The organism is Bacteroidales bacterium, from assembly GCA_023229505.1.
GTDB lineage: Bacteria > Bacteroidota > Bacteroidia > Bacteroidales > JAGOPY01 > JAGOPY01.
Genome location: JALNZD010000045.1, coordinates 13,908 through 34,801 on the forward strand (window position 1 = coordinate 13,908; position 20,894 = coordinate 34,801).

General features: G+C 42.5%; 20 protein-coding genes and 1 tRNA gene. 14 read left to right on the plus strand and 7 right to left on the minus strand.

All coding sequences use genetic code 11. From position 1 onward, the window contains the following. The first annotated feature begins 90 nt into the window (after positions 1 to 90). The 8 genes from M0Q51_13860 to M0Q51_13895 all read left to right on the plus strand — a co-directional run bounded on the left by M0Q51_13860 (position 91) and on the right by M0Q51_13895 (position 6,687). A complete protein-coding gene (locus M0Q51_13860) occupies positions 91 to 1,236 on the plus strand; it encodes an ATPase (protein MCK9401062.1) in 1,146 nt (381 codons plus the stop codon). A gap of 240 nt (positions 1,237 to 1,476) precedes the next feature. Continuing rightward, positions 1,477 to 3,561 carry a histidine kinase gene (locus tag M0Q51_13865; GenBank protein ID MCK9401063.1) on the plus strand — a complete coding sequence of 695 codons (2,085 nt, stop codon included), beginning with the start codon at positions 1,477 to 1,479 and terminating at the stop codon, positions 3,559 to 3,561. 140 nt (positions 3,562 to 3,701) lie between these two features. Then, positions 3,702 to 3,962 (plus strand): DUF4258 domain-containing protein, encoded by a 261-nt coding sequence (locus M0Q51_13870; protein ID MCK9401064.1) that lies wholly within the window; start codon positions 3,702 to 3,704, stop codon positions 3,960 to 3,962. Further along, positions 3,946 to 4,140, plus strand: coding sequence for a DUF2283 domain-containing protein (locus M0Q51_13875; protein ID MCK9401065.1), 195 nt, complete (start codon positions 3,946 to 3,948; stop codon positions 4,138 to 4,140). The genes M0Q51_13870 and M0Q51_13875 overlap by 17 nt, the downstream gene beginning before the upstream one ends. 35 nt (positions 4,141 to 4,175) lie before the next feature. After that, on the plus strand, positions 4,176 to 5,021 hold the full coding sequence (locus tag M0Q51_13880; protein ID MCK9401066.1) for a hypothetical protein: 846 nt from the start codon (positions 4,176 to 4,178) through the stop codon (positions 5,019 to 5,021). A gap of 7 nt (positions 5,022 to 5,028) precedes the next feature. Next, positions 5,029 to 5,703: a 16S rRNA (cytidine(1402)-2'-O)-methyltransferase gene (gene rsmI, locus M0Q51_13885; GenBank protein MCK9401067.1), complete on the plus strand. Its 675-nt coding sequence runs from the start codon at positions 5,029 to 5,031 to the stop codon at positions 5,701 to 5,703. A gap of 165 nt (positions 5,704 to 5,868) precedes the next feature. Beyond that, positions 5,869 to 6,243 carry a hypothetical protein gene (locus tag M0Q51_13890; GenBank protein ID MCK9401068.1) on the plus strand — a complete coding sequence of 125 codons (375 nt, stop codon included), beginning with the start codon at positions 5,869 to 5,871 and terminating at the stop codon, positions 6,241 to 6,243. Positions 6,244 to 6,246: 3 nt separating this feature from the next. Continuing rightward, complete coding sequence (locus M0Q51_13895) at positions 6,247 to 6,687, plus strand: NUDIX hydrolase (protein ID MCK9401069.1); 441 nt, start codon at positions 6,247 to 6,249, stop codon at positions 6,685 to 6,687. Here the strand turns inward: M0Q51_13895 and M0Q51_13900 are convergent. Continuing rightward, the gene (locus tag M0Q51_13900; GenBank protein ID MCK9401070.1) at positions 6,684 to 7,679 is read right to left on the minus strand and encodes an acyltransferase; all 996 of its coding nucleotides are present in this window, start codon (positions 7,677 to 7,679) and stop codon (positions 6,684 to 6,686) included. The genes M0Q51_13895 and M0Q51_13900 overlap by 4 nt on opposite strands. Positions 7,680 to 7,737: 58 nt before the next feature. Here M0Q51_13900 and M0Q51_13905 point away from each other — a divergent pair, with 58 nt between their 5' ends. From M0Q51_13905 to rodA, 3 genes are read left to right on the plus strand one after another with little or no spacing between them, the layout of a single operon-like run. Further along, positions 7,738 to 8,289, plus strand: a complete 552-nt coding sequence (locus tag M0Q51_13905; protein MCK9401071.1) for a hypothetical protein — start codon at positions 7,738 to 7,740, stop codon at positions 8,287 to 8,289. Positions 8,290 to 8,298: 9 nt separating this feature from the next. Further along, positions 8,299 to 10,110: a penicillin-binding protein 2 gene (mrdA, locus tag M0Q51_13910; GenBank protein MCK9401072.1), complete on the plus strand. Its 1,812-nt coding sequence runs from the start codon at positions 8,299 to 8,301 to the stop codon at positions 10,108 to 10,110. After that, positions 10,107 to 11,366: a rod shape-determining protein RodA gene (rodA, locus tag M0Q51_13915; protein MCK9401073.1), complete on the plus strand. Its 1,260-nt coding sequence runs from the start codon at positions 10,107 to 10,109 to the stop codon at positions 11,364 to 11,366. The genes mrdA and rodA overlap by 4 nt, the downstream gene beginning before the upstream one ends. On the opposite strand, the gene M0Q51_13920 is transcribed toward rodA, so the two are convergent. The 6 genes from M0Q51_13920 to M0Q51_13945 form a co-directional block, all read right to left on the minus strand. Then, positions 11,363 to 13,489, minus strand: a complete 2,127-nt coding sequence (locus M0Q51_13920; protein ID MCK9401074.1) for a peptidylprolyl isomerase — start codon at positions 13,487 to 13,489, stop codon at positions 11,363 to 11,365. The two genes, rodA and M0Q51_13920, sit on opposite strands and share 4 nt — an antisense overlap. 169 nt (positions 13,490 to 13,658) lie before the next feature. After that, positions 13,659 to 14,927 (minus strand): hemolysin family protein, encoded by a 1,269-nt coding sequence (locus M0Q51_13925; protein ID MCK9401075.1) that lies wholly within the window; start codon positions 14,925 to 14,927, stop codon positions 13,659 to 13,661. Then, entirely contained in the window at positions 14,924 to 15,517 is a 594-nt protein-coding gene (lptC, locus tag M0Q51_13930) for an LPS export ABC transporter periplasmic protein LptC (protein ID MCK9401076.1), read from the minus strand. Before lptC ends, M0Q51_13925 begins: the two co-directional genes overlap by 4 nt. Positions 15,518 to 15,527: 10 nt before the next feature. Beyond that, on the minus strand, positions 15,528 to 16,901 hold the full coding sequence (locus tag M0Q51_13935; GenBank protein ID MCK9401077.1) for a hypothetical protein: 1,374 nt from the start codon (positions 16,899 to 16,901) through the stop codon (positions 15,528 to 15,530). A gap of 12 nt (positions 16,902 to 16,913) precedes the next feature. Further along, positions 16,914 to 18,203 (minus strand): hypothetical protein, encoded by a 1,290-nt coding sequence (locus M0Q51_13940; protein MCK9401078.1) that lies wholly within the window; start codon positions 18,201 to 18,203, stop codon positions 16,914 to 16,916. Beyond that, positions 18,193 to 18,930 carry a type III pantothenate kinase gene (locus M0Q51_13945; protein ID MCK9401079.1) on the minus strand — a complete coding sequence of 246 codons (738 nt, stop codon included), beginning with the start codon at positions 18,928 to 18,930 and terminating at the stop codon, positions 18,193 to 18,195. Before M0Q51_13945 ends, M0Q51_13940 begins: the two co-directional genes overlap by 11 nt. A gap of 144 nt (positions 18,931 to 19,074) precedes the next feature. Here M0Q51_13945 and M0Q51_13950 point away from each other — a divergent pair, with 144 nt between their 5' ends. The 3 genes from M0Q51_13950 (at position 19,075) to M0Q51_13960 (ending at position 20,774) form a co-directional block, all read left to right on the plus strand. Further along, positions 19,075 to 19,437: a four helix bundle protein gene (locus tag M0Q51_13950; GenBank protein MCK9401080.1), complete on the plus strand. Its 363-nt coding sequence runs from the start codon at positions 19,075 to 19,077 to the stop codon at positions 19,435 to 19,437. A gap of 102 nt (positions 19,438 to 19,539) precedes the next feature. Beyond that, positions 19,540 to 19,612: transfer RNA gene (locus M0Q51_13955), tRNA-Phe, on the plus strand. A gap of 310 nt (positions 19,613 to 19,922) precedes the next feature. Beyond that, entirely contained in the window at positions 19,923 to 20,774 is an 852-nt protein-coding gene (locus M0Q51_13960; protein MCK9401081.1) for a site-specific integrase, read from the plus strand. Positions 20,775 to 20,894 lie beyond the last annotated feature (120 nt).

Below are 20,894 nucleotides of genomic sequence, written 5' to 3' on the forward strand. Positions count from 1 at the left end.
GAAGACAGAAGACAGAAGACAGAAGAAAAATTTAACTAACAAAATTGTAAGTAACAAAAATGTTAGTTATATTTGTATAAAATTATTACTATGGAAACACCATTTGTTTTCGGTAAAATTGCTTCGGATAAAAACTTCTCAAACCGCAAAGAGGAAATTGAACATTTGATTCAGAATTTCAGATCCGGTATCAATACAATACTTATATCTCCCAGGAGGTGGGGAAAAAGTTCATTGGTTCTTCAGGCTGCCAAACAGCTTGAACAAAATTTTCCGGAAATTATAGTCGTCTATGTTGATCTCTTTAATATCAGGACAGAGGAGGAGTTTTATCTTAATCTGGCAGAGAAAACCATTCGTGCCTCCTCTTCAAAATTGCAGGAAGTAGTGAATAATGCAAAAAAATTCTTTAAACAACTGATCCCGAAGATCAGTTTCTCACCTGACAACTGGCAGGAGTTTTCTTTCAGGTTTGACTGGCAGGAGCTGAAAGAGCACGTTGATGAGATTTTAAATCTACCTGAAAAAATTGCTGAAGCAAAGAAAATTAGAATAGTGATTTGCCTGGATGAATTCCAGAATATTGGCTATTTCGAGAATCCTTTAGCTTTTCAGAAAGTGTTAAGATCTCACTGGCAACTTCATCAAAGTGTGTCGTATTGTATTTTTGGCAGCAAACGACATATGTTGATGGAGGTATTTACTTCACCTTCAATGCCTTTTTATAAGTTCGGTGATGTCATTTTTCTTGAGAAAATACGGAAAGAACACTGGGAGAAATTTATTGTTTCACGCTTTGAAGCAACAGGAAAACAAATCAGCAGTTTTCAAGCGGGTAGGATTGCACAACTCGTTGATTACCATCCTTACTATGTCCAGCAATTAGCACAGGGTTGCTGGTTCAGGACCGATAAGACTGCGACCGATGAAATTATTGATTTCGCCCTGGAAACGATCATTTATCAGCTCAGCCTGCTCTTTCAGAATCTTACCGAAAGTTTGCCCACAACACAGGTGAATTACCTCCGGTTACTCATAGATAATGTGCAAAAGCCAAGTTCAAAAGAAACCATCATGCACTACAACCTTGGCACGTCTGCAAATGCCATTCGTATCCGAAATTCATTGATAGATAAAGAGATCATTGATATAGCTGAAGGGAATGTCAAATTCCTTGATCCTTTGTATAAGATTTGGTTAAGCAGGTATTATTTTGGAGTAACTACATTGGCTTAAAACCACTTCATCACTCTAACCTGGGGGCTGAAATGTCTTTCCCTTAATTAATCTTTACGTTCCTTTATCCAATCCCGGCGTTCGTTTAAAGAATCCCTGCGTTCGTATATCTCTTTCATTCCTAATATTTACATCAGGTAACTTTGAATTAAATTAATAATATGTGGGTTAATTCATGGATAATCACGGATAATTAAATGATTTATTCTCCTGACAATTTAGCAATTTAACAATTTAACAATGTATCGCGTCCTGTTCATTTTTATGCTGAGCTTGCTGAACTTTTTCGCCATCAGCCAGATCCCGGGCATAACCCGACAGCAGACGGTCGACAGCCTGTTTGCCCTGCTTCCGGATGCTGAAGAAACCAATCGGGTGGATGTCCTGAACCAGCTTTCCCTTAATCTTGCCCCGCGCAGTTTTGATTCGAGCTTTCAATATGCCTCCGAGGCCCTTCGTCTGTCGGAAGAACTGGACTATCCCAAGGGAAAAGGAATTGCCACCTTCAACCTCGGAAACAGCTATTATTTCAAGGCAGATATCAAAAATGCACTGACGAATTATCTTACCGCCTTACGGATACTTGAACCCTTCGAACCCGCCGGAGAGATTGGTGATCTTCTCTTCCAGATAGGTTCGATACATCAATATGTGCGCAATACCGAAAAGATGTTTGACTACTATAATCGCGCCGCCAGGAATTATTGCACTGTTGGTGATACTTCAGCAGCCATGTATGTCTATCTGACAATCGGCGGTTCTTATTACTATAAGCTCGAGACTCTGGAACAAATTGACTCGCTTACTTCCGAAGAGGTAAATATGATGATGGACAGTGCGATCAAATATAATGATATTGTTCTCGATTATTTTTTAATTCCTCACCATTATTATAAATTGGTGCCTGTCGAAGTCTGGTTAGCCAATATTTATGCTTATCATGGATGTTATTATTCGTATAAAAGTGACTCCCTGGCGCTGGATTATTTTCTTAAAGCGCTTGAAAATGCGAGGGCCATTGTGGATACCAATATAAGGAATGTATCTGAAGGATTAATGTGCTCGAACCTGGGTTATGAATATTATTTCGACTTGAAAGATACCGTCAAGGGCTTTACATATGCCAGGGCAGCCGCAGCACTGTTAAAAAAAACAGGACCCTACCGCCGCTACGACCTATATGCTCTTTCTTTAATAAACCTCGGCGTAATGGAAATGGACAAGGGCCGTATCCTTAGTTCTGATCAGTATTTGTGCCAGGCGCTTAACGCCAGCGATACTTTCCTTCTTAAAATTGAACAAACACTAGAAAGAGATCCCACTTTCAGGCTCTGGGGAGTTACACAATTACGCTGGATGCGGGTAATGATATTCAGCGATCTTGTCCGACTGCATGAGTTGACAGGTGATTTTAGAAACGCACTGTTGTATCAGAAAAAACTTGAAGAAGAAAAGAGTATACAGTTGCGGGATGAAATAACCAGGCAGATTATCGGGCTGGAAGCGGATTATGAAGATGAATTAAAAAGACAGGAGATCGCCGGATTGGCCAGGGACAATGAACTGAGGCGTTTAAAGCTTAACCAGACCAGGGTTCTGTTTGCCAGTATCGGCGGGATCCTTATTATCACTTTATTGTTTATCCTGCTTTGGATTCAGCGAAAAAGGTTCCGGTCGGAACGGAAAGCCCTTGTCCTGGAACAAAAGCTGCTCCGTGCCCAGATGAACCCGCATTTCATCTTTAATTCGCTATACAGCATCCAGAACTTTATCGTCACCGAAAAACCCGATAAAGCCAGCATTTACCTTTCGAAATTCGCAAAGCTCGTCAGGAATATCCTGGATAATTCTACGGAAGAATATGTTCCGCTTGAGAAGGAGATAAGCACCATCGAAAACTACCTCGAACTGCAGAAAGTACGGTATGCAGGCAAGTTTGATTACAGGATCGACATTGCAGATGAGATCGATGCCGAGACTATGATGATCCCGCCCATGTTGGCCCAGCCTTTCATCGAGAATGCCATCGAGCACGGCATCAAGCACAGGGAAACTCCGGGGCATATCAACATCCGTTTCAGCCTGAAAGATCACATCCTCGTTTTTGAAGTGGAAGACGATGGAGTAGGAAGGCAGAAAGCCCGTGAGATCGAGGTCGTGCAGGATCCCGGCCACCGCAGCATGGCTACTTCTCTTACCCGCGAACGGCTGGCCAACCTCAACCGGAAGCTCAATAAAAAGATCATCCTCGAAATCATCGATCTGCAAAATGCCCTGGGCGAAGCTACTGGGACGAGGGTAGTGTTTGGGGTGCCGGTGAGGTAGTGAGCAGTTGACAGTTGACAATCGGCAGACCATAGCTTATTTTCAGGACTTTGTATAATAATAAATAAAGTTGCACGAAATACGTCATGTTTAATCAGGCATCTATAAATGCACTAAATTTGTAAAAACTAATTCAGGTGATGGCATTTATTTTCTCAAAACATGCTTTGGATCAAATGAGCGAGAGGGGATTAAGTGAAGAAATAGTTTTGGGAGTGATTACAAATCCTGGCGAAATTATTCATTTTGAAAACATGAAGATTTATCAGTCTGTAAGATATAATGATGAAGGAGAACCTTACCTCATTCGTGCTTTTGTAAATTTCGAAAAAGAACCAGGGCTGGTGGTAACAGCTTATAAAACATCTAAAATTAAAAAGTATTATGAAGGTAAAATATGATAAACAGGTCGATATTTTATACATCACCTTGAGTCAGGAAGAGGTCAAGGAGAGCGATGAGTATAAATCCGGGATCATTATTGATTATTCAAATGATGGTTCAATTGTAGGCATTGAAATACTAAATGCTTCAAAGCATATGCCTAATCCCTCCAAGGTTGAATACGAAGTTGCCTGAATTGAAGACGGACCATCTGTTAAAATTATCGGTAAATGGACAAAAAGATCATCAAAGGACTTATTGACGAAAAGCTGGAAGTCATCCAGGAGCAGTTCTCGATCATAAAAGAATATGAAGGAAAAATCCCCATTATTGAGGTCGATCTCTTAATGACCAGTATTCGCGACCTGTACGAGCTTCTCCTGAACCTGCAGCAGGAGAACATGGGTATTGGGATCCCGAAGCCGGCTCCACAGCCTGAAACTTCGAAGGTTATCCCACCGCCGGCGCCGGTTATTGAGGATAATCTTCAGGAAGAAATTCCTGAACCTGTTGAAGAACCCATTGCCCCGGTTCGTCTTTCACCCAACATCATCAGCATGGAGCCGGCATCCGAAGAGGAGCCGATAAAAGTATCCCCACCTGTTGAGAAATACGAACCCGTCACTCCCGAAACACCCGTTACTTCTTATGAGCCGCCTGCACCGGAACCGCCCGCACCAGAGACGTCAGCCTCCGGGTACGAAGCAGAACAGGATCATAACCAACCTCATGAAAAATACCAGCGGATCACTATCGACCTGTTCTCGGAAGGAGCTGGCAATACACTGGCCGACCGTTTACGCGAAGGAAAGGATAAACGGATCGCCGATAAGCTCCAGGAGAACAAGATCGTCGATTTGCGGACAACCATCGGGATCAATGATAAGTTTCTGTTTATCAATGAACTTTTTGAAGGCAACATGCGTATCTACGATGAAGCCATTCAGAAATTGAATGCAGGCTCCACCATGGCGCAGGCCGACCTGCTGTTGCTTGACCTGAAGATCGTTTATAACTGGGACAGCGAATCGCCCACCGTAAAGAAATTTGTAGAACTGGTCAGGAGAAAATTTTAAGGATAATATGGCTAAGCTTTACCTTGTGCCTACGCCCATAGGCAACATCCGCGACATTACCCTCAGGGCTCTTGATGTGCTGAAAGGGGTCGATCTCATCCTTACCGAAGATACCCGCAAAACCGGAATCCTGCTGAAGCATTACGAGATCAGCGTGAAAATGAGCCCCCACCATCAGTTCAATGAACATAAAGCGGTCAAAGGGATCGTTGAGCGGATAGTACATGGGGAAAACATTGCATTGGTGACCGATGCAGGTACACCAGGAATCTCTGATCCGGGGTTTTTATTAGTGCGTGAATGCATCCGGAACGGCGTCGAGGTAGAATGCCTGCCCGGTGCCACGGCTTTTGTCCCAGCCCTTGTCAATTCAGGGCTGCCTTGCGACCATTTTTTGTTCGAAGGATTCCTGCCGGTCAGGAAGGGTCGTAAAACCCGCCTGGAAGCCCTGGTTGAAGCCGATTGCACCATTATCCTCTATGAATCGACCCACCGCATACTGAAAGCCCTTGAAGAACTTGCCGTTTTTTTCGGACCTGACCGCCCGGCAAGCGTTTCACGTGAGCTCACCAAGGTTTTTGAAGAAACTGTCCGCGGTACATTGCCTGAATTAGTCCGGTATTACAAGGATCATCCGGTCAAAGGTGAATTCGTTATCATAATCGGCGGGAAAAATCCCTGATAAAAAATGTACGAAGCCGTACATTTTTGTTCGTTATATGTACACCAATCTTATTTTTATTCCCTCCAAATTATCATCGTATAATGTTGATACATAAGTAGATGCAATTTCTGGCACACTTTATGAAAAGAATATGGCATTCCTGAATCATAAATAATTAAAGCCATGAAATCGTTAATTCTTTCTTTTTTGTTGATTTTCGGCCTCGCTTCGCCAAATATTGGCAAACCGATCAATGATATTTATTCTATAAAAGAGCCAGACTTCGCAGAGGAGGCTTATGTCAATGACATTCCTTTTGATACAAGGGCTATTGCCGGTAAATATCTGCTCCGCAGGATGATGGAAACATCAGACGAAGCTAATGTTAACGATATCCCTTTCAATACGGAGAAAATTTTATACGAAGAGCTTGCAGCCCGGTTAACCGATCAATACCGAAATGAGAAAAGTGTCTTTGATATTCCTGGTGCGCCTGATTATATTATCTGTTTGTATCAAAAGGGTGTGCCTTATAAATATATCCGCCCCTTTTTTTGAACTTTGAACTATACCTACGATTATCCGCGTCCGGCCGTATCGGCTGATATTGCTCTCTTCCGGCATGAAAAGCAATCATTGCATATATTACTGATCCAGCGGAAAAATCCTCCCTTCCAGGGAATGTGGGCTTTGCCCGGGGGGTTTATGGAGATTGATGAAACCCTTGAAGAAACGGCCACCAGGGAGCTAGAGGAAGAAACGGGCTTGAAAAATGTTGAATTAAAACAATTTAAAACATTTAGCCAGGTTGACCGTGATCCACGGACGAGAATAGTCACTACTGTATTTTTTGGCATTGTTCCCCCGGAAAATTCTGTAGCAACTGGTGGAGATGATGCAGAAAGTGCTGAATGGTTTAATGTGGATGATCTGCCACCAGTTGGATTTGATCATGCCCGGATTATAGGACTGTTGTTGGAACAAATAAAAAAAGAGCATTAAACTACCATCAGGTTGCAACCTCGCACATCGCTGTCGTCAAATCTTCCCAAAACTTCAAATGAGCCGTCATCATGGAGTTTTCCCAAATCCCGGGTAGCGATAAATGAGCAGCTATAAAGATTTGCAAGATCGATGATATTTATTCCTCCCGTTTGCCCGTATGGAAGAAATTGCAGCGGGTCGTTGACATCCCGGATCAGGATTTTCATCCATGGTGGGGCCCGGAAAATACCATGACCGGAAGAGTAGGCCTGGGAGAGGAGTTCCGTCATGCCATATTCGGAATGGACCCTTTCCACATTCAGGTTATGGCAGAGGATCTCATGAAGTTCTTCCCTTATCATTTCTTTCCTTCTTCCTTTCATACCGCCGGTTTCCATTACCGTTACCCCGCTTATATTCATTGGAAACCGTTCGGCGAAATCGATCAAAGCATATGAAGCCCCGAAAAGGATGGTCTGAACCGAGGCCGGCTGGTTTTCCTGCAGATGTTTTTCAAGGGTATCCATATTATGCAGAAAATAGCCACTTCCATTTCTTTCAGTTTTGCGGATAAGATGATCAAGCATATAGACCAGCGAAGAGCCCTGGCGCTCCATGTAGCCCGGTAACAGCGCCAGGAAGCGGTATTTTTCCGGGTCACTGTAAAAAAACTGAAAAGATCGTGTGAAACTCTCTTCATAGAGTTTCAAATCCCTGATAAAATGCCGGGATGGGACACTCCCGGTAGTCCCGCTGCTTGTAAATACTTTTTCGAACCCACTCTCATCACCGGAAATTATTTTGTGATCCCTGAAAAGGCTGATGGGAAGAAAAGGAACCCGGAGATAATTATTGATCTTTTCAGGATCTGCTCTTAGTAATTGTGACAATTCACGAAATACGGGATTCGTTTCGTATTGGAATCGGAATATTTTCAGCGCCAGATCGTTAAAATCGTTATCACCTGAAATTTTAAAAACAGATTGCCTTATTTCTTCCGCAAGGTTCATGATGTTTGACAAATTCAGGAACGAAATTTGCTTAATTTTGAATATTCAACAATTTGTCATGAAATTCCCCATAAAAATAAGTTTAATTCTGTCCATCCTTGCTGTTCTTGCCTTTATTTCCTGCAAGCGCATTGAAGAATTCCCTCCTGAACCGGCGATATCTTATCTGAATTTTGAAAGAATCTTTAATGAAACGGACAGCATTTATGACCGGGGGATACTGAAATTTGAATTTACAGATGGTGATGGTGATATAGGGTTGGAGAAAAGCGACACTCTTCCCCCTTTTAATCCCGGGAGTAAATATTATTATAACCTGATCATCGATTTTTTTGAAGTCAGGAATGGAGTTGAAACGCCTGTTCCGCTCACTTTTTATAATTCCGAAACCCAGCAATTTGACACGGTTTATCTGAGCGCCAGGATCCCTTTGCTCACCCCAAAAGGTTCCAATAAAGCCCTAACCGGGGAAATTTTTGATACAATATTTATCTATAATTATTACTCTGACTTCGATACCCTGTTTCTGAAGTTTAAAATTGTCGATCGCGCTTTGAATGAAAGTAATCTCGAAAGGACAGCCTACATTGTCAGGAAATTTTATCCCTGATTTAACCCTATGAAAAAAACTTTGGAAAGCAGGAAATTTGTTTTCTTCACCCTCTTTTTTATTGTGGGGCTGGCATTTATCATCAAACTATTTCTGCTCCAGGTTATCCAGGTCCAATACAAACTTTCGGCAGATAATAACGTTCTCCGTTATGTTACGCAGTATCCTCCAAGGGGAGTTGTTTTCGACAGGAATGGCGAGCTAATGGTTTACAATGAAGCCGCTTATGATCTGCTGATCGTACCCAAACTGGTGACAGCTTTTGATACGCTTGAATTTTGCCGGCTGCTGGATATTTCGGTTGAAGAGGTCAGGCAAAATATCAGGAAAGCCCGTAATTATTCGATGTTTAAACCATCCATCTTTCTTGAGCAATTATCAAAAGAAGATTTTGGATACCTGGATGAAGTTCTTTTTAAATTTCCCGGTTTTTTTGTGCAATTGCGGACTATCAGAAAGTATGATTCACCCACTGCGGCGCATGTTCTGGGTTATATAGGCGAAGTGAATAACAGGGACATTGAGCGGGATCCTTATTACAAAATGGGCGACTATATCGGTATGAGCGGGCTTGAGAAATCTTATGAAAGCATACTCAGGGGAAAAAAGGGGATCAAGATCAAACTGGTGGATGTACATAACCGTGAAATGGGCAGTTACCAGGATGGGAAATATGATAGTGCCGCCGTAGCGGGGAAAAATGTTACCATATCCATAGATGCTGAGCTCCAGGCTTACGGGGAAAAGTTAATGCGTTTTAAAAGAGGCAGTATTGTTGCCATCGAGCCTTCGACGGGCGAGATTCTTGTCATGGTATCCAGCCCTTCCTACGATCCTAACCTGTTGGTTGGCCGGGTCCGTTCAAAGAATTTTGCAAAGCTGAACCAGGATACGCTTAAGCCTCTTTTCAACAGGGCGATGCAGGCGCAATATCCCCCCGGATCAACCTTTAAAACCCTGAACACCCTGATTGGTTTGCAGGAAGGTGTCCTTCATACCTACACGCGTTATATGTGCCATGGCGTCAGCACCTCACCAATCCCATGCAGCCACAACCATCCGGCGCCACTTGATCTCCTGCATGCTATCGAGCAATCATGCAATCCTTACTTCTGGCAGGTTTATAAGTCCATCCTTGATCAGAATAAATTCCACACGATGCAGGAAAGTTATAATTACTGGCGTGACCTGGTGACGAGTTTTGGAGTTGGCACTATCCTGGAAAGCGATGTTGTCGACCAGGCAAATGGTAACCTTCCTAAAGACACTTATTATGATAAATATTATGGAAAGACTGGCTGGAGGGCTATGACAATACGGTCACTTGCGATTGGCCAGGGAGAAGTGGAAGAGACCCCGCTGCAGATGGCAAATATAGTTGCTACCATAGCCAACAGAGGGTATTATCATCCGCCTCATTTATTGAAAGCTGTAGAAGGTGATGTTCAGGCTGCCGCAAAGTTTGAAAAGAAGATCTATCCTAAAATAGCTTCAGAGTATTATCAGACACTGATTGATGGAATGGAATTGGTTTATGAGGGTGGCGGAGCAAGATGGTACAAGATCGACAGTGTGGAGTGTTGTGGTAAAACCGGGACATCGCAGAATCCGCACGGAAAAAATCACGCGGTTTTTATTGCTTTTGCCCCTAAAGATAATCCTAAAATAGCCATTGCCTGCGTTGTAGAAAATTCAGGCTACGGAGCTACCTGGGCTGCGCCTATTGCAAGCCTGATCATGGAAAAATATCTTAAAGGAGAGGTAAAACAAAAGGCAACCGAGGAACGGATGTTAAATGCTTATTTATTAGGCCCCCAATGACAAGGGAAAGAAACATATACGGGAAGATTGACTGGATCACGGTATGGCTTTATATCATCCTGGTCCTGATGGGATGGGTGAGTGTCTATTCCTCTGTTTATGATGAAACACACAGCAGTATCCTGGATATATCACAGCGTTATGGCAAGCAAATGATCTGGATCCTGGCCGGCGGAGTAATTGCTTTCATGATCATGCTGATTGATGCGAAGGTTTACAATGCTTTTGCTTATATCATATATGCCCTGTCAATTTTAATTTTGTTGGCCGTTTTAAGTATAGGCACTGAAATTTCAGGTTCCAAGTCATGGTTTCAAATCGGAGGTGTTGCCTTACAGCCGGCTGAGTTTGCCAAATTTGCTACCTGCCTGGCACTGGCCAGGTATCTCAGCTCTTACGCAACCGACTTTAACAGGCTTCGGGCCAAGATAATTTCCACCCTTATCATTTTCACTCCCGGCATTCTCATTTTATTTCAGAATGACACCGGATCCGCGATAGTTTATATCGCTTTAATCCTGGTTTTGTACAGGGAGGGCCTTTCAGGCTATTTCCTTATTTCCGGGGTTATTGCTGTGGTCCTATTCATTATGACCCTCTTGATCAACCAGTATATCATGACTATAGTCCTGACTGTGCTGGCTGTCCTGGTTTATTATAATAACAGGTTCCTCCGGAGAAGATGGTGGATTATTATAATTGTATGGTTGGCTTCCGTAGGATTTGTATATACAGTGGATTATGTTTTTGATAATTTATTGGAAGAGCATCAGAAAACCAGGATAAGTGTCCTGCTGGGTACAGAAACGGATCCTAAGGGAGCCGGTTACAATGTTAACCAGTCGAAAATTGCCATTGGCTCAGGAGGGTTGATCGGCAAGGGCTTTTTACAGGGAACCCAGACCAAGTATAATTTCGTGCCGGAACAAAGCACGGATTTCATTTTCTGCACGGTGGGTGAGGAGTGGGGTTTTGTCGGGAGTTCCGTAGTTGTTGTCCTTTTCGTGTTCCTGCTTTACAGGCTGGTGAAGATGGCCGAGCGACAACGCTCGGATTTCAGCCGGATTTACGGCTATGGGGTCATATCTATCCTGTTCTTTCATTTCCTGGTCAATATAGGAATGACCATCGGACTGGTTCCGGTGATAGGGATACCTTTGCCATTTTTCAGCTATGGAGGCTCTTCACTATGGGCATTTACTATCCTGCTTTTCATTTTCATCAAGCTGGATGCAAACCGCCTGGCACTGTTTTAAAAGAATAGCAAACGGTTATCCTCGATCTTCGCTTTCTTCTGCAATGCCGAGAACATCGGATTTGCATTCATACGGGAACGGAAAGTCGAGATCAGTTGATCACGGTAGAGATTATAATTGGCAACCTGGGGAGGTTCATAGAAGCGGTCGACTTTCACTACAAATACCGCACCGTTACCCTGGATGGGCTCAGATTGGTCTCCTTCATTCATTGCAAAAACTTCCCCTATGACCTGGAATTCACTTCCAAAGCCCGGAATATTCCGTGAAGAGAATGTCAGGGTCAGATTCGTATCGACTTTAGCGTTAAAGTCACGGGCGATCTGGTAGATGTCGCTGCTCCCGGTACTCTTGATCTTTTCTTTGATCATGGAAGCTTTCTTCTCGTTAAGCACGAAAGTCTTTATGTTTTCCTTCATTTGTTCAAGAGGGATGGCGCCTTTTTCGCGAATGTTGGTCAGGACGGCAACAACATAGGATCCACCCACATCAAACACCGGGGAAACTTCGCCGAGTTTAATGCCTTCATAGTAAGCCCAGCGGACAATTTCACGCGGGTAGTCGATGCCAGGGATGCTGTTTCCCATTTCCCTCAGGTAGGTCGCAGAACGCTTGTTTAAACCCTGATCGGTCACAGCAGTTTCAAACTTTGCCATGGTATTATTTTCTCCTGCAAAAGAGCTGGCCTGGGTATAGACATCCTGGAAGGTTTTGCTGCTTGGAACAAGAGAACGGTCGATGACAGCCGCCCTGATTTTAGTTACCGGATCTTTTTTACCAGTGATCTTAATGACATGAAAACCGAAAACGGTTTCGACTTTAACAATATCTCCCACATTTCCTTTAAGGACCGCTTCATTGAACGGACCAATCATATTTCCATCGGCAAACCAGCCCAGGTCGCCATTATTTTCTTTTGCTGAGCCATCGTCAGAGAGCTGGTAGGCGAGGACCTGAATTTTGGTTTTATCAGCATTCAACACATTCAGGAGGCTATCAGCTAGTCTTCCTGCCTGTTCCTTCGTCCGGGTTATCGTTTCCGCGGCCTTGTAAGCTCCCTGGTAAGCAATCAGTATATGTTCCGCTTTCATAGAATCCGGGCGCGCTTGCATATCCATCAACCGGGCCATGTGCCAGGCATTATTCTCTTCATAAGGAGAAACAAAGGTTCCGACCGGTGAAGAGAAGAGGAGGGAATCGATCGTAACAGGCAACTGGCCCTTTTTGAACCATGTGCTATCGTAGCGCTTATCAGAAGTGGAATTGACAAAAGTTATATAATCAGATGTATTGCGGAAATCATCATAGATCTGGTAAACTGATTCCCGGGTCAAGGTGCGGTCTTCAGCCGAAGGGAGGACTTCAAAGATCACATAATCGAGATCCCTGGAGGGTTCCTGCTCATACAGGTGCTTATTTTTTTCATAATAAGCCTCATAATCTTTGTCGGTCAAAACCACATCCTCGTCTTTCAAGGTTGTATAGCGAATGGCAACATAACGGATTTCAGCATTCTTTTTTTTGCTTAAATAATCCATACTTGCAAAAGCTTCCGGCATATAGTAACCTTTAGCAACCAGTGCCTGATATTTTTGAGTCAGACGGTCTTCTTTAATATATTTTTCGAGGTTAAGCCATTGCTTCTTCACCTCCGGTTTCATATTATCCAGGTTTTGAAGGAAGTTGATGACCATCTGGGGGCTGTATTGCTTGGTATTTGGGTCCTGGAAATATTGCCTTATCAGGTTGTGAGGACGGGGGCCTTGGACGAGGTCATAAAGCTCCTCAGTAGTAACGTTAATTCCCAGCCGCTCATATTCCTTTCCCATTATAATTTCATTCAGGTACTGGGTCCAGGTGCTTTGCCTGATATCGAAAGTTTCCTGCACGGTGAGGTTTTCTTTATTCTGATTGGTACGTTGCATTTCTATATTATCATCAACCCGGCGGTTATAATCTGCAACGGTGATTTCTTCCCCAGCTATTGATCCCAAGGGCGGAAGACTATTTCTTCCTCCTCTTTTTCCGGTGAACAAGTCACTGACAATGAATGCTCCAATTGCCACACCAACGAGGATAACGGCCAATGCCGAATGTTTACGAATAGTTCCAATTACTGCCATATCAACATATTGTTTTTAAAAAGAGGTGCAAAAGTACATAAAATGTTTCAAGTTACAAGTTTCTGGTTTCAAGATTAGAATATTATTTAATAGAAGACAGAAGAAATTCACCTGTAGGGTTCACCGGCCGGTGAACCCTACAACTACCTAATGACCAATTAAAGGCATATCATTCCTCCTCGATCGTCAGCCTTACCAGTTGGATGCGCGCTTCAGTTGCCTGGAGGATATCGAACCTGAAAGGCTTATTCAGAATGGATTCCCCTTCGGCCGGGATACTTTCATGGTCGTGGATGATCAGCCCGGCAAGGGTTTCATATTCTTCTGACTCAGGTAGTCCCAGCTTATATTTATCGTTTAAATAATCGATCTCAAGACGGGCTGAAAAAATAAATTCTCCGGGTTGAACAAGCTTTTCTATCATCTCTTCGGCATCAAATTCATCTTCGATTTCCCCGAAAATTTCTTCCATGATATCTTCCATCGTCACCATTCCGCTGGTTCCGCCGAATTCATCAACGACAACAGCAATATTTTTCTTTTCACGGATGAATTTTGTCAGGGCTATATTGGCCGGCATGGTCTCCGGAATATAAAGTATTGGTTTTATGATGGATTTGATATCATGAGGATTTTTAAACATATCGAAAGAGTGCGCATAGCCGATAATATTGTCAATGGTTTCGCTGTAAACCGGTATTCTTGAAAGGCCATGGGTAATGAAGGTGTTCTTCAGGTCCCCGACAGCCTCTGACTCCTCGATTGCTATCATTTCATTGCGCGGGACCATGGTTTCACGGAGTTTCACTTTGCGGAAATCGATCATATTCTGGAACATCTGGATTTCCTGCTGCACATCTTCCAGTTGCTCTTCATTTTTAGCCAGTTCATTGATATACTGGTCCAGATCGACGATTGTAAATACCGGCTCTTGCCTGGTGAACCTTATTTTCAGCAATCGTTGCAGGATAATCTGAGAAGCACTGGTAAAAAGATAGACAACGGGATACAGGAAGTAATATATAATCCAAAGAGGAACGGCGAAGAAAGTAATGATCGCGTTGGCATTGATCCGGAAAAGCACTTTAGGAAGGAATTCAGCCAGAATAAGAATGATCAGGGTAGCCAGGATAGTCTGGAGTAACAGGATCATAAGTCCTGAGTGGAAGTATTCCGGCAGTAAAGACAGGAAGAGGGGTTCGAGTACATTGGCCATCGCGATGCCATAAATTACCAAAGCTATATTATTGCCCAGCAACAAAGTACCAATAAGGCGGGAAGGATCGCGATAGAAAGCAGACATAATCCGTGCGGTCAGCAGCCCTTTTCCTTTGTCCAGTTCAACTTTCAGCTTATTAGAAGTGATAAAGGCGATTTCCATACCCGAAAAGAAAGCCGAAAGAGCAAGTGTAATAATTATGGCTGCCGTGTTGTTCATTTTGCCGGCTCCTCTTTGATTTCAATCAATCCTTTTGGATTTCTGACCTCGAGTTCATCAAATGGGTGGTAGGATGTCAGCCCATCACCGGTATACACCTGCCCTCCGCTGGTGATCTTGACAAATTTATTCGAGTAAATGAGCCCTTTGTCCCTGTCCCAGAAAAGCTCTTCCGTATTTAGTTTTTCTTCTTTTCCTAAGTTTTCCACCACGACATTGTGCCTGGCTTCTATGAGTTTCTTTTTCTCATATGAAATACCATAATCTGCGGTTATTATCGTCCTGAGGTTCATCGCGGAATCATAAAAAAATACGGTGAAACCCTCAGGGAATAAGAGCAGGGGTTCCTCTGCCGTTTTGTTGACCAGGTAAGGGCTGACGAGTTTAATCTGAACCCTGGCTTTTTCGCTATAAAGGATTTCAATATCCCTGGCGGTCATTTCCGGTAACGTATCGACCACATCCAGGGAAAGGACCGTTTGCACATCATTTTTACATGAAGGAAGAATCGTGCTGATCAAGACAACTGCGATAATTCCGGAAATAAAAAATGTTATGGCTTTCTCCCTAAAAAGAGATAAAGTTTTCAAGGGGTAAAAGTTATTGTTTTGAGGCCCTGATTCTGGTGTCTTCATTTATCCAGCATTCCACCCTATAAATATCGCCTTCTTTCAGCGTGTAGAAAAATATAGTAGATGCAGAGGGGAAGTAGATAGAATAAGCAGCGATCCTTTTATCGGCTTCTTCAGCAAGGTTAGGGTCAATCTGTTTGACTTTCAGGTACTTATCCACGGCCGCCCAATAGGCAACACGGGTAGTAAGGTCATTATCCCCGCAATCTTTGGCCGATTCAGCATACATATCGCCGATCATCATGTAAGGCTCACCATCAGCCGGATTCAATGCAGCTGATTTCAGTGCGTAAGTCCTTGCTGACGGAAAATTATTTATAGCCCGGTAAGCTTTTGCAATATATATATAACTTTTCTGGAGGGCAGCCGGATCATCCATTTTTTCAGCTTCTTTCAGGTATTCAATGGCTTCGGAATATTTCCCTTCGTTAAGCAACATTTTCCCGATCATATAAGCTGAGGCCGGGGAAGGTTCAAGTTCATATAACCTCTTGGTTGTTTCGAAATACAAAGGATCATTCTGGCATTTCTTTTCGTCAAGAATATTGTTGATTTTTTTCAGCAGTTCCACATCATCCGGGGTTTCAGTGAATTTTTTCCGGTAAATCGATACCAGGTCGGTGCAGGTTGCAAACGGTTCAAGGATCAATTCGATATTATTCCGCACAATTTCCCAGTTCCCTTTTTCCTTAGGGATGCTCTCGTTTTTTTTGATATTGTGATCAATAATATCGCTGGCGACATCATAAGAATCAAAAATGACAGCCGAATCAGCTTTACCCTCTTTAGCCATATTAACGGCAACCTTCATATAATAGACCAGCACTGGTCCAGCGGTGTTATCCCCTTCCAGTTCGGCAGATTTTTTCAAATCTTTATAAATCTGTTCTGTATCTTCCGGACGGTAGGAGAACAGATCAACCCCTTTTCTGCCAAGCACATAACCTTCTTTTCCAAAATACACGATCCGTTGGTTATAAACCATCATCAGCGTATCTATATACTTATTTTTCAAAGCCGGATCCGTTGCGGTTTCGATCAGGTAAGAAACTATTTTTACCCCATCGATATAAGTATTCTGGGTTCCTTTCGGGCAATTCAGGAAAACCCACCTCCATGACGGGATAATATCATTCACAGTTTCATTCTTGTAATCGCTGGCTTTCCATTGTTTGAAGAATTCACGGTAAAGGGAAATATTCATTATACAGGTCAGACTGTCTGAGCCATATCGACCTCCATTATTCCCCGCGCTCGGATCTTCATCCTGGGCGAATAATAAGGATGAAGGAATTCCAGCAAAAAATAAGCTGAAGAAGATGGCGACAAATGTTCGTTTCATAGGATTAAGAAATTAAAAATACTTGCTTTTAAAGAACCAGTTTTCAAATACATTAACTCCGACTGTAAATCTAAAAAAATTTTCCTGAATCAGACCATTCTGGGTAGTACCTCTTTTTCCAAAGACTGCAGAAAGATTCAGGGTTGATTTCGATTTCTTTATAGGTAATCCTATTCCAAAACTTATGCCAAATTCTTGGAGGTGTTTACCCTGAAGGTTCAACGGGGTTTTACCAAAATGGAAACCTGCCCGGTAAGCTACTTTTTGTAAATAAGAATTGCTGCTTTGGGCGTTGGGAATATACTCGCCTCCGACAGAAATGTTCCACCTGTTGAGCAGGGAATCGGACTGGCCATAGTACTTGTATTTTTCCCAGTTTTGCCAGAGGAAATCGGCACCGGCTATCCATTTCCCTTCTTTGCCAACCGTAAAACCTGTACCGATCCTGACAGGAAGCGTGAAGCTGCCCTTTTCATTCAACCTGACCTCGATGGTGTCGTAATAAAACTGGGCGGAGCTGATATCGCCGAAGTAAGTTGTTGCCAGGTATGATGCTTTAGATTTAATTTCCACCTGAGGACCGAATACTCCGCCGATGACCATAAAAAGATCTTTGGGGAGATTAGTTTTATATTGAAAGCCTATTTCACCATAAAAGTCACTTGGCCTTATGGATCCACGGATGTAAGTATTCTTCATTTCGATTGAATCAGGAAAAGATATACCACGGCTCCGGATGATAGAACCGAACATATATTTCATGTTAAACCCGATGGAAAGTTTTCCCCCGATCTTGAAGGCATTTCCCCAATAAAGCTGGTTAAAGCCCCCGGAGCCCTGGTAAACATACTGTGTCTTGGTGATCCCCTCCAATTCTTCTTCATAATAAATATCATAGCCTACATAACTGAAAGGAAGGATGCCGAGGCTTGTTCTCCACCAGCGGGTCACCGGGAAGCCGAACATCAGGTGGCTAAGGGAAATGTAACTTCCCTGGTCGGTCAGCCGGTCAGTCTGAAGATTTGTCATAACGCCGAAAATACCGGCATCAAAGACAAAGCTGACGGAATCAAAAGCGGCGTAAGATGCCGGGTTGGCTGTATTAATGAGATTACTCCGCTGAAACCCGTAATATAACCCACCCATTGCAGTGATACGCGGATCCATCCCATTTTCCACAAGGTTTCCCAGGCCGTATCGGGTATAAGGTGAATTGATCGTGATTTGCCCCTTTACCGAAGTTATTTGGGTGGATAACAGCAATATCAACCCAAATAATAAAAGCCTTCCCTTAGCTTGCATGATCATTATAATCAAATATTTCGTTCAATCCGAGCAGTACGAGATCGGGGACTGCAAAGATGTTAATTTTTAGTTTATTGTGCAAGAATTGATGATCGCCGCCTGTAATAATGACCGTTAATTCATCAAATTTATCATGATATAGCCTGATATGTTCCCTGATCTCAGCAGTCACACCGTTATAAACACCTGAAAGTAATGACTCACGGGTTGAACGCCCTATAAGCCCATCAAAGTCATCTGGTTCAATTAACGGTAATTTTCCGGTGAAAGTATGCATGGCCGTAAAGCGCATGCGGATTCCCGGTGATATTCCACCGCCAAGGTATTCGCAGTTTTTGGTAAGAATATCATAAGTGATGCAGGTCCCGGCATCAATGGCAAGTATATTATGACCCGGGAACAGCGACCAGGCACCGGTAACAGCGGCAATCCTGTCCTTGCCCAAACTCTCAGGGGTCTGGTAGAGGTTTTTTATTGGGATAGGCGTCTGCGAATTCAGCAGGATAAATTTACCCGATCGGGAGAGAATTTTTTCCAGCGCCAAAGGATGATTTGATACAGACGAAAGGATAATCCCCTGGAAAGGGCCGTTTTTTTCAATGAAATTAATTAAGGTATCCGGCTTCAGGTCCTGGAATAATTCTTTCAGAAGCAAATTCTTACCGTCGAAAACTGCCAGTTTTTGAAGGGTATTCCCGAAGTCGATGATTAATTTTTTGTTCACGGTTCTGCTAAAGTTTGCAAAGATAGTGAATTTAAGTCGGCGGTCAGCGGTCGGCGGTCAGCAGTTAGATGTATGGGTTTGGAAATATTTTTTGTGAGTATCGGGTATTTTTCCGAAAAAACCGGATAAACAAATAAAAGACTTATGGGAAAATATGAAGAATTATTGGCTTTTCAAATCAGCTATGGTTTAGCAAAGAAGGTTTTTATTAATTCAAAAGGATTTCCGAAGGAGGAGATATATAGTTTAACCGATCAGTTAAGACGATCATCGAGATCTATTTGTGTAAACATTGTAGAAGCTTACCGTAAAAGGATTTATCCAAAACATTTTATTTCAAAACTATCTGATGCAGATGGAGAGTGTTCCGAAACCCTTGTTTGGCTAAAAATGGCATATGATTTTAATTATCTGGATAAGAACACTTTCAATGAATTAAATGAAGAGTATGAAAGAGTTGGGCGGATAATTGGATCTATGATGAAAAATCCAGAGAAATTTCGCTAACAATTCAATCTCGACCGCCGACCGCTGACCGCCGACCGCTGATTTTTTCCCTCAGTATTTGCAAATTATGAAAAAATTTCTAACTTTGCCTCCCTTTTGATTGGTACCATAGCTCAGTTGGTAGAGCAACGGACTGAAAATCCGTGTGTCGCTGGTTCAAATCCCGCTGGTACCACTTAGACGGTGTAAGATGTGAAAGGATTGAGTCTAATCCTTTCACATTCAAGCACCTGAGTTTCCTCCCATTTGCTTCAGTTTTCATTCGTCGGCCATATTGTTTACTAATGGTTTACTAATACCATTGCGCCATGATGCCTACAATCAAACTGAGTCTCAAGACAGATTACATCAAAAAAGGTGGAACTGTCAATGTCCGGATCCGGATCATCTATCGTAAAAAAGTCGAATATTATCCACTCGGGATTTAATTGAGACCCTCTCATTTCAGTTCTGGCCGGATTAGTAAATCAGATCCGCATCACTGGATGAAAAATTTACTATTAATCAAGTACTTTGAAAAAGCCACAAAGATCATCTTTGATATGGAAATGGCCGAACAGCAATTTACTTTTAAGAAATTCTCTTCATCCTTTCTGGATGAAAACTATGGCAATCAGTCATTTGAAGTCTTTGCCAACAAATTTATTGAATCAAACAAGGGAATTGTGGCTGCCGGCACTACCATGATGTATAAAAGCCAGGTGGCAAAGCTTAAAGACTTTTCTCCCGGATTAACATTCAATGATATCACATCTGCATTTATAAAGGCATTTGAGCGTTACCTGGTCGAGGTTAAGAAGAATAATGCCAACACCAGGATTAAAACATTTACTGTTTTTAAATCGCTTCTTAACCATGCCAGGGATGAAGGAATAATCAAGGAACATGCGCTCGAGGATTATAAGAAGGGAACCATTGAAGGTAACCGTGAGTTTCTTATCATGGAAGAGTTGCAGCAGCTCGAGCAATTGCATCGATCAGGAACATTATCAACCAGGTTGACAAATGTATTAACTTACTTTCTCTTCAGTTGCTATACCGGTATCAGGTATGAGGATGTAAAGAAACTCAGAGGCACTGATTTTATTAATGATCAGTGGATATCGCTTCAGATGTCTAAGACTGGAAAAACTATTAAGATACCGATAATTGATAAAGCCAGAGCTTTATTGCCTGATCATAAATTTAGAAGTCAGAAGATATTTAAATTTCTTTCCAATCAGCCTACAAACCGGTATCTTAAAGACATTATGAATGAGGCCGGTATTCATAAGCATATTTCATTTCATTGTGCCAGGCATACCTTCGCAACCATATCACTGGATCTAGGTAGTTGATCCTTAATAGTTATTAACATATTGATTGTTAATAACTTATGTTCTTTGAAATGGTTGAACGTGTCAGGATTTTGCGTAAATTTATACAAAACCCTGCAAATTATGATGAAAAAATTACCC